General features: G+C 37.6%; 13 protein-coding genes. 6 read left to right on the forward strand and 7 right to left on the reverse strand.

Annotated features, from left to right (window positions below; translation table 11 throughout):
- Nucleotides 1-6: 6 nt before the first annotated feature.
- From mltG to VL047_RS06650, 5 genes are all read left to right on the forward strand, one after another.
- A complete protein-coding gene (gene mltG, locus VL047_RS06630; RefSeq protein WP_325359311.1) occupies nucleotides 7-1050 on the forward strand; it encodes an endolytic transglycosylase MltG in 1044 nt (347 codons plus the stop codon).
- A gap of 1 nt (nucleotide 1051) precedes the next feature.
- On the forward strand, nucleotides 1052-1459 hold the full coding sequence (locus VL047_RS06635) for a thioesterase family protein (RefSeq protein WP_325359312.1): 408 nt from the start codon (nucleotides 1052-1054) through the stop codon (nucleotides 1457-1459).
- A gap of 6 nt (nucleotides 1460-1465) precedes the next feature.
- Nucleotides 1466-2455 (forward strand): YihY/virulence factor BrkB family protein, encoded by a 990-nt coding sequence (locus VL047_RS06640; protein ID WP_325359313.1) that lies wholly within the window; start codon nucleotides 1466-1468, stop codon nucleotides 2453-2455.
- 67 nt (nucleotides 2456-2522) lie between these two features.
- Nucleotides 2523-3443, forward strand: a complete 921-nt coding sequence (locus VL047_RS06645) for a sugar phosphate isomerase/epimerase (RefSeq protein ID WP_325359314.1) — start codon at nucleotides 2523-2525, stop codon at nucleotides 3441-3443.
- A 201-nt stretch (nucleotides 3444-3644) separates the two neighbouring features.
- A complete protein-coding gene (locus VL047_RS06650; RefSeq protein WP_325359315.1) occupies nucleotides 3645-4730 on the forward strand; it encodes an acyl-CoA desaturase in 1086 nt (361 codons plus the stop codon).
- Here the strand turns inward: VL047_RS06650 and VL047_RS06655 are convergent.
- Genes VL047_RS06655 through VL047_RS06675 form a run of 5 tightly spaced genes read right to left on the reverse strand, consistent with a single transcriptional unit; the run spans nucleotide 4727 to nucleotide 10217 of the window.
- Nucleotides 4727-5050, reverse strand: coding sequence for an AtuA-related protein (locus VL047_RS06655; RefSeq protein WP_325359316.1), 324 nt, complete (start codon nucleotides 5048-5050; stop codon nucleotides 4727-4729). The genes VL047_RS06650 and VL047_RS06655 overlap by 4 nt on opposite strands.
- Nucleotides 5047-6375, reverse strand: coding sequence for an acyclic terpene utilization AtuA family protein (locus VL047_RS06660; protein WP_325359317.1), 1329 nt, complete (start codon nucleotides 6373-6375; stop codon nucleotides 5047-5049). The genes VL047_RS06655 and VL047_RS06660 overlap by 4 nt, the downstream gene beginning before the upstream one ends.
- A 3-nt stretch (nucleotides 6376-6378) precedes the next feature.
- Nucleotides 6379-7674 carry a citrate:proton symporter gene (locus VL047_RS06665; RefSeq protein WP_325359318.1) on the reverse strand — a complete coding sequence of 432 codons (1296 nt, stop codon included), beginning with the start codon at nucleotides 7672-7674 and terminating at the stop codon, nucleotides 6379-6381.
- 9 nt (nucleotides 7675-7683) lie between these two features.
- Nucleotides 7684-8565 (reverse strand): alpha/beta hydrolase, encoded by an 882-nt coding sequence (locus tag VL047_RS06670; RefSeq protein WP_325359319.1) that lies wholly within the window; start codon nucleotides 8563-8565, stop codon nucleotides 7684-7686.
- A gap of 35 nt (nucleotides 8566-8600) precedes the next feature.
- Complete coding sequence (locus VL047_RS06675; RefSeq protein ID WP_325359320.1) at nucleotides 8601-10217, reverse strand: carboxylesterase/lipase family protein; 1617 nt, start codon at nucleotides 10215-10217, stop codon at nucleotides 8601-8603.
- A 124-nt stretch (nucleotides 10218-10341) separates the two neighbouring features.
- On the opposite strand from VL047_RS06675, the gene VL047_RS06680 reads away from it, so the two are divergent.
- Nucleotides 10342-11124 (forward strand): NUDIX hydrolase, encoded by a 783-nt coding sequence (locus tag VL047_RS06680; protein ID WP_325359321.1) that lies wholly within the window; start codon nucleotides 10342-10344, stop codon nucleotides 11122-11124.
- On the opposite strand, the gene VL047_RS06685 is transcribed toward VL047_RS06680, so the two are convergent.
- Both VL047_RS06685 and VL047_RS06690 read right to left on the reverse strand, forming a co-directional pair.
- Complete coding sequence (locus VL047_RS06685; RefSeq protein ID WP_325359322.1) at nucleotides 11107-14295, reverse strand: DUF2723 domain-containing protein; 3189 nt, start codon at nucleotides 14293-14295, stop codon at nucleotides 11107-11109. The two genes, VL047_RS06680 and VL047_RS06685, sit on opposite strands and share 18 nt — an antisense overlap.
- Nucleotides 14292-14639: a PadR family transcriptional regulator gene (locus VL047_RS06690; RefSeq protein WP_325359323.1), complete on the reverse strand. Its 348-nt coding sequence runs from the start codon at nucleotides 14637-14639 to the stop codon at nucleotides 14292-14294. Before VL047_RS06690 ends, VL047_RS06685 begins: the two co-directional genes overlap by 4 nt.
- Between the last annotated feature and the right edge of the window lie 185 nt (nucleotides 14640-14824).

The following is a 14824-nucleotide window of genomic DNA, read 5'->3' on the forward strand; positions in this document are numbered from 1 at the left end:
CTCCCTATGCAAAAAAAATCCATTTCTCTAAAGAAGGCAATAGTAGCTTTAGCCGTATTTGTATTTATCCTTGCAATCGGTATTGGTTTCTATGTTTATCAACGGTATTTAGCACCCAATGTAACTGATAGTCAAGCTTATTTATACATTCCTACAGGTTCAGATTTTGAAGACCTAATGAAAAACCTGGATGATAATAAGATTGTAGAAGATACTGCAACTTTCAGGTGGCTGGCAGAAAGAAAAGACTATCCGCTTAATATAAAAGCCGGTAAATATAAATTAACAGAAGGTATGAATAACCGTACCCTCATTAATCATCTAAGTATCGGGCTGCAAGAGCCCGTTAAACTGCGTTTTCAAAACATCCGCTTAAAGCAAAACTTCGCAGGTCTGTTAGCCAAGCAACTTGAACCGGACTCTCTTGCTTTTATTGAACTTTTAAATAATGATAGCCTGGCAAACGCATATGGTTTCAACCATGAAAACTTCTTTACGATGTTTATTCCAAACACCTATGAGTTTTTCTGGAATACCTCTACTGAACAATTTGTTGAAAGAATGCATAAAGAGTACAATACATTCTGGACCGAAGAAAGAAAGGCTAAAGCAAAAGCTCTTAATCTTACACCCATTGAAGTTAGTAACTTAGCTGCTATCGTAAAAGGCGAAGCCTTACATACGGATGAAATGCCTAAAATAGCCGGATTGTACCTTAACCGTTTAAAAAAGGGAATGCTTTTACAGGCCGATCCAACAGTAATCTTTGCCACTCAAGATTTTAGCATTAGGCGAGTTTTGAATGTACATTTACGCACCAATTCTCCCTATAATACTTATATCCACAAAGGATTGCCTCCCGGACCTATCATGATGCCCAGCATTGCTTCTATCGATGCTGTTTTAAATCCTCAAACGCATGATTACATTTACATGTGCGCCAAAGATGATTTTTCAGGCTATCATAACTTTGCAACTACTGTGGCTCAGCATTTAATAAATGCAAGAAAATTCCAAAAAGCACTAGATGAAAGGAATATAAAACGTTAATATGTTTAAATTTAGCTGTAATATTAGGGTACGATACGGTGAGACAGATCAAATGGGCTATGTTTATTATGGCAATTATGCCCAATATTACGAAGTTGCCCGTGTAGAAATGTTGCGTAGTTTAGGTACTTCGTATAAAGACATGGAAAACAATGGCGTCATGATGCCTGTTTTGGATTTATATTGTAAGTACATAAAACCAGGCAGATACGATGAAAACCTGACAATTACCGTTATGATTAAAGAAAAGCCAGGTATTCGTATCAAGTTCTATTATGAGATTCATAATGAGCAGCAAGAATTAATTAATATAGGAGAAACCATTTTAGTGTTTGTCAACATAGAAAAGAACAAACCCTGCCTTCCGCCGGAAGAGTTTAATAAAAAGATGGCTCCTTTTTTTACCTAGTAAAGCATGAATCGAGTTCACCAAACTTTGTTGAAATTCAAACCTTACGATTATTTTATTGAATGGACAAAAGTTGTTGTATTGCCAGGTTTTGGTTCATTGCCTTTATATACAGTAGCAGTTTTTTTCTTTCAGGAAATAGCTCGGGAATCCCTTTTAAACAAGGCATCCTCATTAGCTTATAACTTCTTGCTGGCTATTTTTCCTGCTATCATCTTCCTCTTTACCTTAATTCCTTATATCCCTGTAAAGAACTTTCAAGAGCAGTTACTTTCTTTTACAGCGCTGGTTTTGCCAGAAAATGCCTATGAAACCATCCGTACAACCGTAGAAGATATTATCATCAATCAAAACAGCGGATTGCTTTCCTTTGGTTTCATTGCAGCAGCACTCTTCGCCACCAACGGATTAACATCATTAATGCAGGCCTTCAATAAGGCATCTCTCATTACAGAAAACAGAGGCTGGATAAAACAACGCTTAGTAGCTATCGGCCTGGCTTTTATGATCGTCGTTGCTCTTACCATCGGCATGACCCTTCTTACCATATCCAGCCAAATCTTCACTTTCTTAAAAGACTTATTTGACATAGGCAACAGTTCCTGGCTCAACGTCATCATGGTAACCCGCTGGTTTATTCTGTCGGCTATTTACTTTTTCACCGTAAGCTTTGTTTATAAATACGGCCCATCTTCAGCCACCAAGTGGAAATTTTTTAGTCCGGGTGCAACATTTTCAACAATTTTAGCTATTTTCACCTTCATAGGCTTCGCCTACTACATAAACCATTTTAATACCTACAACAAATTATACGGTTCTATTGGTACTTTAATTGTAATAATGATCTGGCTATATCTAAACTCTTTAATATTATTAATCGGCTTTGAGCTAAATGCCGCCATAGAACTCTCAAAACGCAGTATCAAAATCGTAACTCCTCGTTTTAATTCATTCAAATCAGATGTACAATTAGAAGATCGTTTAAAACGTTGGTAAAACATCCCATAAACACATTAACCATTTAATACATAATTTTAGAACCATAACATTAAAAAACAATCAAATGAAAAGCAGAAAAGACTTTTTAAGACAATCAGCCATGCTTGCAGCAGGGGCTATTATTTTGCCATCATGTATGTCAGGTGGCGATAATACTTCAAAAACCCAAGACGCAAACAATGAAGCATCAGGAACAGCATCTGATCTCAATATCGGTTTGCAGCTATATACTTTAAGAGAAATCATCGGACAAGATGTTACCGGAGTAATCGGAAAAGTTGCTGCAATTGGCTACAAAGATGTTGAAAGCTACGGTTTTTCATCTACTGGTGGATATTGGGGATTAAGTCCACTAGAGTTTAAAGCACTATTAGATCAAAATAACCTGGTAAGCACCAGCGGACATTATGGTATCGAAGAATTTATCAGAACCGATAGTAAAGATGAACTTCAAGCTATCATTGAGGCTGCAAAAGTAATTGGAAACGAATATGTTACAGTTCCTTACCTTTCTGAAGACTTAAGATCACTTGACAGCTATAAAATGATTGCTGATAAGCTAAATATCGCTGCAGAAATGTGTAAAGAAGCAGGTTTAAAACTAGGATACCATAACCATGATTTTGAATTTGCAGACTTAGGAGACGGCGAAACAGCCCTTAAAATCTTTATGAAAAATACAGATCCTGCCCTGGTTCAATTTGAATTAGATCTATACTGGGCAGTTCGTTCAGGAAACGACCCTCTTGCTCTATTCAAAGAGTTTCCAGGACGTTTTGCTATGTGGCATATCAAAGACATGGATAAAACTACTCCAGGCCTTAACACCGAAATAGGAAGTGGTTCTATCGACTATAAAGCCATTTTTACAGGTGCTAAAGAATCCGGAATGAAGCATATCTTTGTAGAGCAAGAAAACTTCAGCATCGATCCATTCGAAAGCATTACCCAAAGCTTTAACTACGTAAACACAGAATTAATTTAATGTAACCTTTCTGTATATATACCCATATCTTTAAAAATAAAGGTGTGGGTATATAATATTCCTTATATTTACTATCGTGTAACGAAGGAAAAGTCACGATAGACTTTTAGGTGCCTGTTTGAGTAATTATTAAAGTTAACGCGTTAATAGATTTGCGATTCATTGTATCTCCAGGAATTACTTTAATAATAAAAAAACTATATGGCATTAAGCAACAAATTAAAGTTCAGTAATAAAAATCATTCCTCTTTTTTCACCGAAGTAAGACATAAGGTAGATCATTACTTTAAGTCCAATAATATTGAAAAAAAGGCCAATGGTGCCATGTGGACCAAAGCCATTGTTTTCCTAAGCTGCTTTATCGTATTATATTTCCTGATCATTTCCAATCTGTTCAGTCCCTTAACCATGCTGCTATTTGCCGTATTATTAGGCATAATCAGTGCGTTTATCGGATTTAATATCTGTCACGATGCCATCCATGGGGCACTTTCATCCAATTCAAAGGTTAATAAAATATTCAGTACCGTTTTCCATTTCGTAGGAGCCAATCCCTATGTTTGGAATATCACCCACAACGTAGTTCATCATACCTATACCAATATCGCCGGTCATGATGAAGACCTTGAAATAGCACCCGGACTTATCCGCCTCTCGGATGACGATAAGCTAACCAGCATGCATCGTTTCCAACATTATTATGCATTTCCATTATATTGCCTGGCTTCTTTATCCTGGGTATTTCGTAAAGATTATAAGAAGTTCTTTCAGGCAAAAGTTGGCGAGTGCATCAGTCCAAAACACCCAAGAATAGAATATTTTAACCTGTTCTTCTTTAAGTTTTTATACTATTTCCTATTCTTTGGTTTACCTGTAATCCTTACTGATATTACCTGGTGGCAAGGAATCATCGGCTTTGTTGCCCTACATTTTGCACAAGGTTTAGTAATGGGTTTGGTATTCCAATTGGCTCATGTTGTTGAGGGAACCGAGTTCCCCACTCCCGATGTAGAGGGAAATATGGAAGATGCCTGGGCAGAGCATCAAATGCGAACTACCGCCAACTTCTCTATGAAAAGCAAATCAGCAGCCTTCCTTTTAGGAGGGTTAAATCAACAGGTTGAGCATCATTTATTTCCTAAAATATGTCATATCCACTACCCTGCTATTTCAAAAATTGTTCGAGAAACTGCCCATCAATATCAACTTCCTTATATTGAGAACATCACATTCTGGGATGCCCTAAAATCTCATTATACTATTTTAAAGAAGTTTAGCGTAGCTTAATAATCATCACTAGTTTCTATTTCTAAGGAGAGCAAAGCATAGCTAAGACTTTTGCCATGTGCATCCATTCTTAAAGAAGTGGTTACGCCCCCTGCTAGTGCCTCGTAGCAAACAAATTGAAGCGAAGATATAAGGGGTAATTCAAAGCGCTTTATCTCTCCCATAACTATATTCTTTAAATGTTCCTTTACCAAATCTACTGTAACGGTTGCTTTAAGTAACTCATAATCTTCCTCTTTATAAGGGATCAATGAGAGAGTAAGTGTATTTCCTTTATCGCCAGCCCGACTATGAGCTATATCATAGAGCTTTATTTTCATGATTCTTCTATAATTACGGAATGGTATACCTCAACTCGGTTAATAAGCGTAGAGACTATTCCCACTACCTCGTTTACATATTTCCTAACCCCACCTCCACCAGCAGGTCCATTTGTATATAAAGCCTCCACTTCTTCGCCAATACGCGCAGCTTCTTCTCCTGTTTTCATTTTTCCAGCTACCCTTAACCTTATTTCATAAGGTTCCATACCGCGAATATCTGAAACAGATAATTGATGTAATGATGAACATCCAATATAATCAATCTTTAAATCAGAGACTGTCGATCCTAGGCGTTGCTTTATGATTTCTCCAGCAAGTTGAGCTCTTTGTATTGCTGAAGGCCCGGCGTATGATATTTCCCCCTCTCCTATAAATCCAGCTTTATAACCCACACTAACTTTTAAAGTCGATGGTTTATTTTTTCCACCACCGCCAGTTACTTTCACACGATCTTCACCCAGATCTGTCAAACAAACTGTAGTAAAGTCAGCAATCACATCTGGTGTATAATATTCATGAGGATCGGTTACTTCATATAATAATTGTTCTTTTGCAGTAGCCAGATCAATGTGTCCACCAGTTCCTTTAACTTTGCTGACAATGGCACTTCCATCTTCAAAAACATCTACAAAAGGATGCCCAAGTTCGCTCATATTTTCAACCAGCTTTTTTATAGGATCCGCAAAATAGCCTCCGCTAATTTGTCCGGCACATTCTAATAAATGTCCTACTACGGTTCCTTTTCCCATTAATTGCATATCATTGATATCCCAATTAAATTCATGTATTAAAGGTGCTAAAAACAGAGATGGATCTGCTACGCGACCAGTTATAATTACATTAGCATCTGTTTGTAATGCGGCCAGAATAGCGTCAGCTCCCAAATATGCATTAGCAGAAATAAGCTGTCCCGAATCCTTTAAAGGTTTATTGGTTTCAATTGCAATTTCATTTCCACTAATCAGCTCATATACATCGTCACCTATTATAGCTGCCACTTTAATTGAGATAGCTTTGCTCCTCGCTATCTCAATAACTTTTTTTAATGCTGCTATAGGATTAGCGGCACCCATATTGGTAATTAACCTGATATTGTTTTTCTTTATAATCGGTAACAATAAATCTAATCTTTTCTCCAATAGCGGATCATAACCTTTTTCAGGATCCAATGCTTTTCTTTTTTGTGCCAGAGCTATCGTACGTTCAGCTAAGCACTCTAATACAAGGTAATCAAGCTCTCCTTTTTCAGCTAAAATAACAGCCGGCTCCAATCTGTCACCAGAGAAACCAGCCCCACAACCAATCCTTACTTTCCGTTTCATTATTTAAATATTAATTGCACCTACAAGTACTGAAACCAATAAAATTACCAGCGTAACAAGAAAAGCCAATGGAATGGTTTTACGCTGATGATCACCTAAATCTACATCTGCCAACCCGATCAATAAGAAAGTAGAACCAGTTAGCGGACTTATCGGAAAACCTGTAGTCATTTGCCCGGAAATGGCTGCCCGCCCCACTTCAATTGCACTACCATTAAAATGTTCAGCCGTTGTAGCTAAAACTGGTAATATCCCAAAATAAAAAGAATCGGGATCAAACAACAAACTTGCCGGCATTGATACCAAACCAGTTGCCAAAGCCAAATTATTACCAATTACATCAGGAATATAATTCAGACCGGCTGTCGCCATGGCATTTATCATTCCTGAACCCTGTAAAATCCCAATGAAACAACCCGCTGCAAATAGTATACTAGCCATTAACAAAGCCGATTTCGCATGATCCTCAATTTTCTCTCTTTGCTTATTTACGTTCGAATAGTTAATACATAGGGCAACTGTAAAAGCCAACATGAAAATTACATGTGGCGGTAACCAAGCTGCAATCATAACTGTTATCGCTACAACAATCAACAGTATATTAGCGTACCAAACCAAACTTTCTCGTAATGATAATTTAGCATATTTGACCCTTTCTGGCATTCCAATTAACATTCCATGAGTCCAGCTAATATTCTTTCTTTCCTTTAAACCCATCACATAAGCTATGGCTAATACGGTCAATAAACCAGCCATTAATGGGATACTCATAGGAAGAAACAATTCCATCACAGGAACATTTAAAGCAGTTGCTGCACGAATAGTTGGTCCGCCCCAAGGAAGTATATTCATGGTTCCTGCCGACAAAGCAACGATCGTAGCTAAAGTAGATCTCTTCATCCCTAATTTGTCATAAACAGAAACCATCGCTGGTACGGTAATTAAAAAAGTAACTGCCCCTGAGCCATCTAAATGTACAAGCATAGCTAAAATAGCCGTTACTATAGCAATACGTACAGGGTCATTTCCAGCAATCCTTAATAATCGGGTAATGATAGGATTAAATGTTCCAGCATCCATTAAAACTCCGAAAAAAAGAATAGCGAACACAAACATCACCGCCGTTGTTGAGATTGTTTTAATACCCTCTGTAATAAAATCAGCGATTTCGGTAGTAAAACCTCCCAACAAGGCTGTAATGACAGGCACCACAATTAATGCCACCACAGGCGAAGCCTTTTTGCTAATTACTAGAACTAGCAGTAATAATATAGTTACTAGACCCAGTATAGCTAACATAAAACAGATTTAAAGAATGGTTACTCCATTTAAAGCTAAGACCTTATGAAAAAACAACATCTGATAATACAGCGCATTTTCCCAGTATTCCCAGTTATGCATACCCGGCCGCTCTATATAATCGTGTGGTGTTTTATTATCAACCAACAGTTGATGCAGATGCCGATTTGTTTCAATCAAAAAGTCATCTACTCCACAATCAAATATAATCGCTAAACCACTGGCTTTAAGCTCGTCCGACATATCAATAATCGTATGTCCAGGATAAGGAACCGCACCTTCCTTTGCGGGCCCCAGAAGTTTCACAAAGTTCTCCGCTCTTGATTTTGCAAATTCATCCGGCACTTTCCATGTTGCTGTATTAATATCCATCACTCCGCTCATACTTCCAACAGCAGAATAAAGTTCAGGATGGCGTGTTGCAATGTACATAGCACCATGCCCACCCATGGACAATCCGGCAATTATTCTACCTTTCTTATCTTTAATAGTACGATACGATGCATCAATTTGTCCAATAAGTTCCTTCGCAATAAATGTTTCATATTGACTTGAAGAATCTAAGGGGCTATCAAAATAATAACTTGCAGGACCACCATCAGGAGTTACAATGATGATATTATATTGATCGGCTAATTTATGAAGCAATTGCTTATCCGGAACAGAATTAAGCCAATCACGAAAACTACCCGTACCCCCATGCAAAAGATACAATACAGGATATGCTGATTGATTTGCCGTATACGAGTGAGGCGTCACTACTGCAGCCTTCACCATCTTCTGCATTTTCTCACTCTTCATTTCAATCGTATCGACCTTAGCGGCCATCGAGTTTAATGAATAAGCAAGACAGCAAAAAGTCAGTAAGAACAGCTTGTTAAAAAAATTCATAATTATCAATTTAGTTTTGGTTGTATTTTCTTCATTTACCGTTTACCTGATGCAATATCTAATAGTTCTTTATCATAATGATTTTTCACCTCACTTACATTGTCAAATATCATCGTACTCCCATTTGCTGAAGAATAAGCAGGCCAATTCGGTAAACCATCATGGTTTGGATTACCTGTTTTTGCAAAGTTGGTCCAGGCCTTACTCATTTTATCAGCCAGAGCCTCCGCCTGAGCGCCTCCTCCTGTCATTTCTCTCGTGCGTCCAATATTATCAAAAACAAAACCAAGTTCCATACAATGCATTGCTTTATAAACCCCGTCCAATACAGGCGATTGCCAATTAAACATATACATATAAACCGGAGCAGAAGATGAAGCCGACTTCACATCTGCCTGGCGAATAGAAAATAGCCTGAAATCGATATCTAAATCTACATAATTCGATGGGTCCTTTGCACCCGGATAAGCTTTATCCACCGCAGCCATATAAGCTTGAGCTTTATCGCCATATTTAGCTTGTAAATCAGCTTTTACTTTATCCATTGTAAGGTTTCTCAAAGTAGGATTAAAAGGTGTAAACTCATTTTTTGTAGAACCAACCAGTAAAGGAATGTCCTTTGAAAGAGCCAATGCTTCCGGTTGATCGGGCTGATAAGGAAGGAGTTCGCCATCCAGTACTGGTCCCCAACCAAAAGAACCTTCTTTACCTTCTGCTGTCCACTCTTTTTGAACCTTCGCAATCGCTCTTTTACTTGCAGCATTCAATTCCTCGTATGGAACTTTCAGAAGAGAATCTGCCTGCGATGGCTGTAAGTTAAATTCTTTCAAAACTGCCGCACTAACGCGTTCTGCCAATGCTTTATTAACAAAACCATTAATTAAATAACTACCACTTTGTACAATAGCCTTTTGGAAAAGACCTTGAGCCGCAGGAGCAGACATTAAAGTAGTAACCTTTCCACCACCGCCAGACTGTCCAAAAATAGTTACATTTGACGGATCTCCACCAAATGCAGCAATATTATCCTTTACCCATTGCAAGGCTGAGATCATGTCAGTAATACTTACATTTTCAGAGCCCTTGTATTTTTCTCCATAAGCAGTCATATCCAGAAAACCAAGTACATTCAGCCGATGGTTAATGGATACTAACACCACATCATCATTTTTAGCCAGGTTCTCACCATCATAAGAAGGAAGTTCCATAGATGAACCAGCAGTAAAACCACCACCATGTAGCCATACCATAACAGGCCGCTTTTTGCCATCATTTATTTTCTGAGTCCAGATATTCAGACTCAGGCAATCTTCATTTCTATAACCCCAGTTATGTTGAAAAGGAAACTCAATTTCATCATTTACCATATGCGTCTCATCCGTATAAGCTACTGGACCATAAGACATAGAGCTACGGATCCCCTGCCAAGAATCTGGTTTTTGAGCAACCATAAATCGTTCTGCCTTAGCATAAGGAATACCTTTAAAGGTAAATATTCCATTATTCGTGTAACCACGAACTTTACCATATTCAGTATTTACAATTGCATGATCCTTACTGACAATAAGCGGATCTGTTGATACATTTTGCCCCATTACCGATGTTCCGGTTAAAAGAATAAGGACTGAGATTGCGGTTAATTGTTTTTTCATTAGGTTATGATTAGATATTTATAAATTGGATACACTATCAAATAATATGTGTTACTTTGACACAATAATAATTAAAAGAAACTTAGCCACCTAATTTTAAAAAAAATATTTTACTTTGTGTGTTATGGAAGAAAATAATGAGATTGTCTCGTTAAAAAATGTTATTGCGAATAATTTACCATCCGTATCTATTGATCTGGTCGTATTCGGATTTCATGAAAATCACTTAAAGATACTATTATTAAAAACCCTTGATAAAGAAAACTGGACTCTCCCTGGTGGGTTTATCAAAAATGACGAGAGCCTGGATCTGGCAGCCAATCGTCTGTTATCAAGCCGGACAGGTTTAGATCAGGTTTTTCTCCAGCAATTTCATGCTTTCGGAGATCCTGATCGTACAAAACTTAATAGAAATATTGAATTCTTAAAGAAGCAATTCTCTATTGACAAACATGCAGATGAGTTTATCGAATGGATACTCAAACGTTTTATAACCATTGGTTTTTATGCCCTCGTTGAATTTACAGAGGTAAAACCCGTTCCCGATGCCTACACAATTGAGTGTCAATGGCATGATGTGCATGAACTGCCATCCCTGGTATCCGACCACCAATCCATTATAGAAACAGCCCTCAAAACTTTAAGACAACAGCTCAACTACCAGCCTATTGGTTTAAATCTACTCCCGCAAAAATTTACCATGCCCGAGCTGCAGAGCCTCTATGAAACCATTTTAGGAAAAAACCTCGACCGCAGAAACTTTCAACGTAAAATGCTCAGCTACAAAATACTTGAACGCTTACCTGTTAAACGCACCGGGGGAGCCTATAAAGCCCCTTACCTGTATAAGTTTGATAAAGAAAGCTATGAAGAAGCCCTGCAAAGCGGCCTAAAGGATTTGTGGTAGCCGATTCAGGATACCACCCGTCTTTTCATTTAATTCCTTTTGCCTATAGCCAGCTGTAATCCTTTCAAACTCTGTTAAAACATACAATCCTATTTGAACCTCGTCCCTATAGGCTAATTGAGGTTTAGTAGCAAGCGATGCTATATACTGAAGCTCCTCCGTTAAGAAATCCAATGTTGCATCAGTAACCATATTAGCTTCCTCAATTTCATTCAGCGCATATAAATTCCGAACCGTGTTTAGCTTGTTCAAAGTATCTACAATGGAGTAGTTTCTTAAAGGCAGCTGCTTCATACTTTTCCCCATTACCTGTTTTGCTTCCTTTGTTTTACCTTCAGTAATCAGGTTATTAGCCAGCGTATTGTTTAAATGCCATGTACTATTCACAACCCTTCTTGATTCCACATCCATGTATTTCGCCCTATTAAAGGCCGAAAAATCCAGTTTATTCATCACATTAGAATACATTACCTCGGTATTTGTACGCTGCGTTTTATCTATTTCTTTACCCTCATTTTTTAAAGGCAATAATCGATAGGCATATCCTTCTAAATACAAATATTCGTCTAAGCCCATATACGTATCTTCAGATACCGATGTAGCAAAATAGACAGGCCTTTCCCAATTATTATTTGCCAAAATATCAAACATAATCAAGTCCGCTTTACTTGCATAAGGCTTATTAAAGCTCCATTCCATTGCAGGCACCACATCAGATTTCTGTTCAGGGCGAATCGTATTTGTATCAATCAAGCGGTCTGCATTGATAGAGAGTTTCAATTTCCTGGCAGGTAAAAAGTTCATATAAGAACCATCAGACATCTGAACCTGATCATTTCTATTTTCAGAAGTCATCACCGCAAGCAAATCACTTAATTCCACGCTATCAGTTATCCCATAATCCACATAAGGAAAGAAATCCCTAACGCCGGCCTGATATTGTTCATGCAATAAACTAATCGGCAAAGCTTCAGATGAATTTACCTTAGCTTTCAACTGATCAATAAAAGAATCATCCTGCAAAAACTGAAGACAAATTACTCGTACATCCGTTCTTATACCCTCTACCTCTTGCGCATACCACAGCGGATAAGTATCATTATCCGCATTTGTAAATAGAATGGCATTCTCAGCACAAGAGTTCAGGTAATTCCTTGCCCATTCCAAAGCCGTCGTTTTATCAGAGCGGTCATGATCATTCCAGCCTTGTGTACCCATTAAAAATGGAACCCCAAAAAAGCAAATTACAGTCGCCGCTACCAAGCCTATCCTCTTGGTAGAATTCTTTTGAAGAAAATCTTTAACCAATAGAAAGCCAAAACCTATAAAAATCGCAAAAGCATAAAAAGATCCAGCATAAGCATAATCACGTTCGCGTACCTGCAGTGGATCCTGATTGAGATACAAGATAATGGCTATACCTGTAAAGAAAAACAAGGTAGCAATCGTAATCCCGATCTGCTTATTTCTCCTAAACAGCCAGAAAATTCCCCCGATACCCAATAAAAAAGGTAAACCATAAAACACATTATGACCCTCATTTGCAATAATACTTGGAGGAAGATCGGTTTGACTTCCCAAACGAATGGCATCCAAAGGTTTAATTCCTGTAATCCAATTACCATTTTTAATATCTCCATATCCCTGAATATCATTCTGCCTGCCAGAGAAATTCCAGAGAAAATACCGCCAATACATTACACCCACCTGCCAGGAAGCAAAGAAACCAAGGTTATCACTAAAAGTTGGCGTCTCCCCATCGCCAAGCCCCATCCATTCCTTGTAAAAATCTATATGCTGTGGTTTCTGACTGTATGTTCTCGGAAACAGTAAGTTTTTATCGTAGCTTGTTTTGTACTTATTTCCTGCAATCTCATAATCCCTTTCCCCTTTCCTATACAAGTTTCCTGTTACTTCATTATCAATGCTTTCAGCGTCAAAAGTATGACCGTACAATAAAGGAGTAGATTGATAATTCGTCCTTCCCAGATAATTATAAAGCGAATAGATATTATCTGGATTGCTTAAATTAATAGTTGGTTTGGCATTCGCACGAAGAAGAATGATGGTATAAGAGCTAAATCCCAATAGTAAAAATGCCGTGCATATTAAGCCTAAGTTAAGCTTATAATTATGCTTTCGAATAGAATACTGAATACCAAAAAACAATAAAAAGCTAAATAGGACAATGTAAAACAAAGCTCCCAATCCAAATGAAAATCCAAAAACATTAACAAAAAGAAGATCAAGTTTAAATGCTCCCAATACAAAGTATTGTATCATTCCAAACTGCACAACAGCTACAATCGCGCAACCAACCAGTAAAGCTTTAACAGTTCCCAAGGCAGTAATACCATTCGATTTACGATAATAATAAACCAATGTAATCGCCGGAATTGTCAATAGGCTCAATAAGTGTACTCCTGTTGAAAGTCCAATCATAAATGCGATGAAGATCAACCAACGATCATTTATCGCATCCTCCCATTTAAGAATAGCCCAAAAGGTAATGGCCGTAAATAAAGAAGAAAGAGCATACACTTCCGCCTCAACAGCAGAAAACCAAAAAGTATCAGAGAAAGTATAGGCCAGGGCTCCTATTACACCAGCAATGATAATACTCTTCGTTTTACTTTTAATCTTTTCATTCCTATAAGCCTTTGCCACCAAAGCCGTAATGGTCCAAAATAAAAATAAAATAGTAGCCGCGCTCGAACATGCTGCACTAAAATTAACCCAATATGCAATGTTAGAAGTCTCGCCAAAAGCAAAAAGACTAAACATCTTTCCTAGAATAAGAAAGATCGGTGCCCCCGGCTGATGGCCCACTTCCATTTTAAATGCTGCAGCAATAAATTCCCCACAATCCCAAAAACTAACAGTAGGTTCCATGCTAAGCCAATAAACAATCAAGGCAAAGAAGAACAAAGCAAAACCTACAAGCGTATTTATTCTCCGAAAATCCCTTCGCTCCTGTTCAGTATTTATCAGATCATCAAACTCAACGTCGATGCATTTCTTAACCTCTTCAATATCCAATTTATCTGAAGAAGCATTATGTTCCAAATCAGTAATAATATGGTCAAACAGCTCATCGCAATTTGATTTCACGATGGTTACCTCCTCCAGATACCTTCGTATTTCCTGTTTCTGCAAAACACTTAGTTTCATGCCATCTTAGGATTTAAATTCAGCAATAAAGCAAGATTTCCCATAAAGCTTTTCGTTTCATTCAGCTTCACTTTCACCTTTGCTCTACCCTTTTCACTAAGAGCATAATATTTGCGGGCACGATTATCCACAAGCTCTACACTCGCTGTTAACAGCCCCTCTTTTTCCAATTTATGCAGAGCCGGATATAAAGCACCCTCCGTAAGTAGAATTTCACCATTCGTGATCTCCTTAACTACTTGCGTAATTTCGTATCCATACATCCTATCATTATTCTGCAGAAGCTTCAAGATAATTATCTGAAGACTTCCTTTCAGTAATCCTTTATACTTAGTTGAATTCATACACAAATATATAATTTTATATAATATATAAGAATCTTATGTATATAGATAAAATGATACGATAGATTTAATTCCTAATTCGAAAAGGAATGGCAGGTCAAAAACACTTAAGAGTTTAGAAGATACTTAATACGCTTGAATTAATACCTCAGCAGGAATATGTAGTTTTTCTGTGAGCTTATACA

It is taken from the genome of Albibacterium sp. (genome assembly GCF_035514885.1).
Classification (GTDB): domain Bacteria; phylum Bacteroidota; class Bacteroidia; order Sphingobacteriales; family Sphingobacteriaceae; genus Albibacterium.

What these genes read in the sequence shown, in the direction of transcription:
- VL047_RS06660 (WP_325359317.1), bottom strand. Translation starts at nt 6,375, where the DNA reads ATGAAACGGAAAGTAAGGATTGGTTGTGGGGCTGGTTTCTCTGGTGAC.
- mltG (WP_325359311.1), top strand. Translation starts at nt 7, where the DNA reads ATGCAAAAAAAATCCATTTCTCTAAAGAAGGCAATAGTAGCTTTAGCC.
- VL047_RS06675 (WP_325359320.1), bottom strand. Translation starts at nt 10,217, where the DNA reads ATGAAAAAACAATTAACCGCAATCTCAGTCCTTATTCTTTTAACCGGA.
- VL047_RS06635 (WP_325359312.1), top strand. Translation starts at nt 1,052, where the DNA reads ATGTTTAAATTTAGCTGTAATATTAGGGTACGATACGGTGAGACAGAT.
- VL047_RS06655 (WP_325359316.1), bottom strand. Translation starts at nt 5,050, where the DNA reads ATGAAAATAAAGCTCTATGATATAGCTCATAGTCGGGCTGGCGATAAA.
- VL047_RS06645 (WP_325359314.1), top strand. Translation starts at nt 2,523, where the DNA reads ATGAAAAGCAGAAAAGACTTTTTAAGACAATCAGCCATGCTTGCAGCA.
- VL047_RS06640 (WP_325359313.1), top strand. Translation starts at nt 1,466, where the DNA reads ATGAATCGAGTTCACCAAACTTTGTTGAAATTCAAACCTTACGATTAT.
- VL047_RS06690 (WP_325359323.1), bottom strand. Translation starts at nt 14,639, where the DNA reads ATGAATTCAACTAAGTATAAAGGATTACTGAAAGGAAGTCTTCAGATA.
- VL047_RS06665 (WP_325359318.1), bottom strand. Translation starts at nt 7,674, where the DNA reads ATGTTAGCTATACTGGGTCTAGTAACTATATTATTACTGCTAGTTCTA.
- VL047_RS06650 (WP_325359315.1), top strand. Translation starts at nt 3,645, where the DNA reads ATGGCATTAAGCAACAAATTAAAGTTCAGTAATAAAAATCATTCCTCT.
- VL047_RS06670 (WP_325359319.1), bottom strand. Translation starts at nt 8,565, where the DNA reads ATGAATTTTTTTAACAAGCTGTTCTTACTGACTTTTTGCTGTCTTGCT.
- VL047_RS06680 (WP_325359321.1), top strand. Translation starts at nt 10,342, where the DNA reads ATGGAAGAAAATAATGAGATTGTCTCGTTAAAAAATGTTATTGCGAAT.
- VL047_RS06685 (WP_325359322.1), bottom strand. Translation starts at nt 14,295, where the DNA reads ATGAAACTAAGTGTTTTGCAGAAACAGGAAATACGAAGGTATCTGGAG.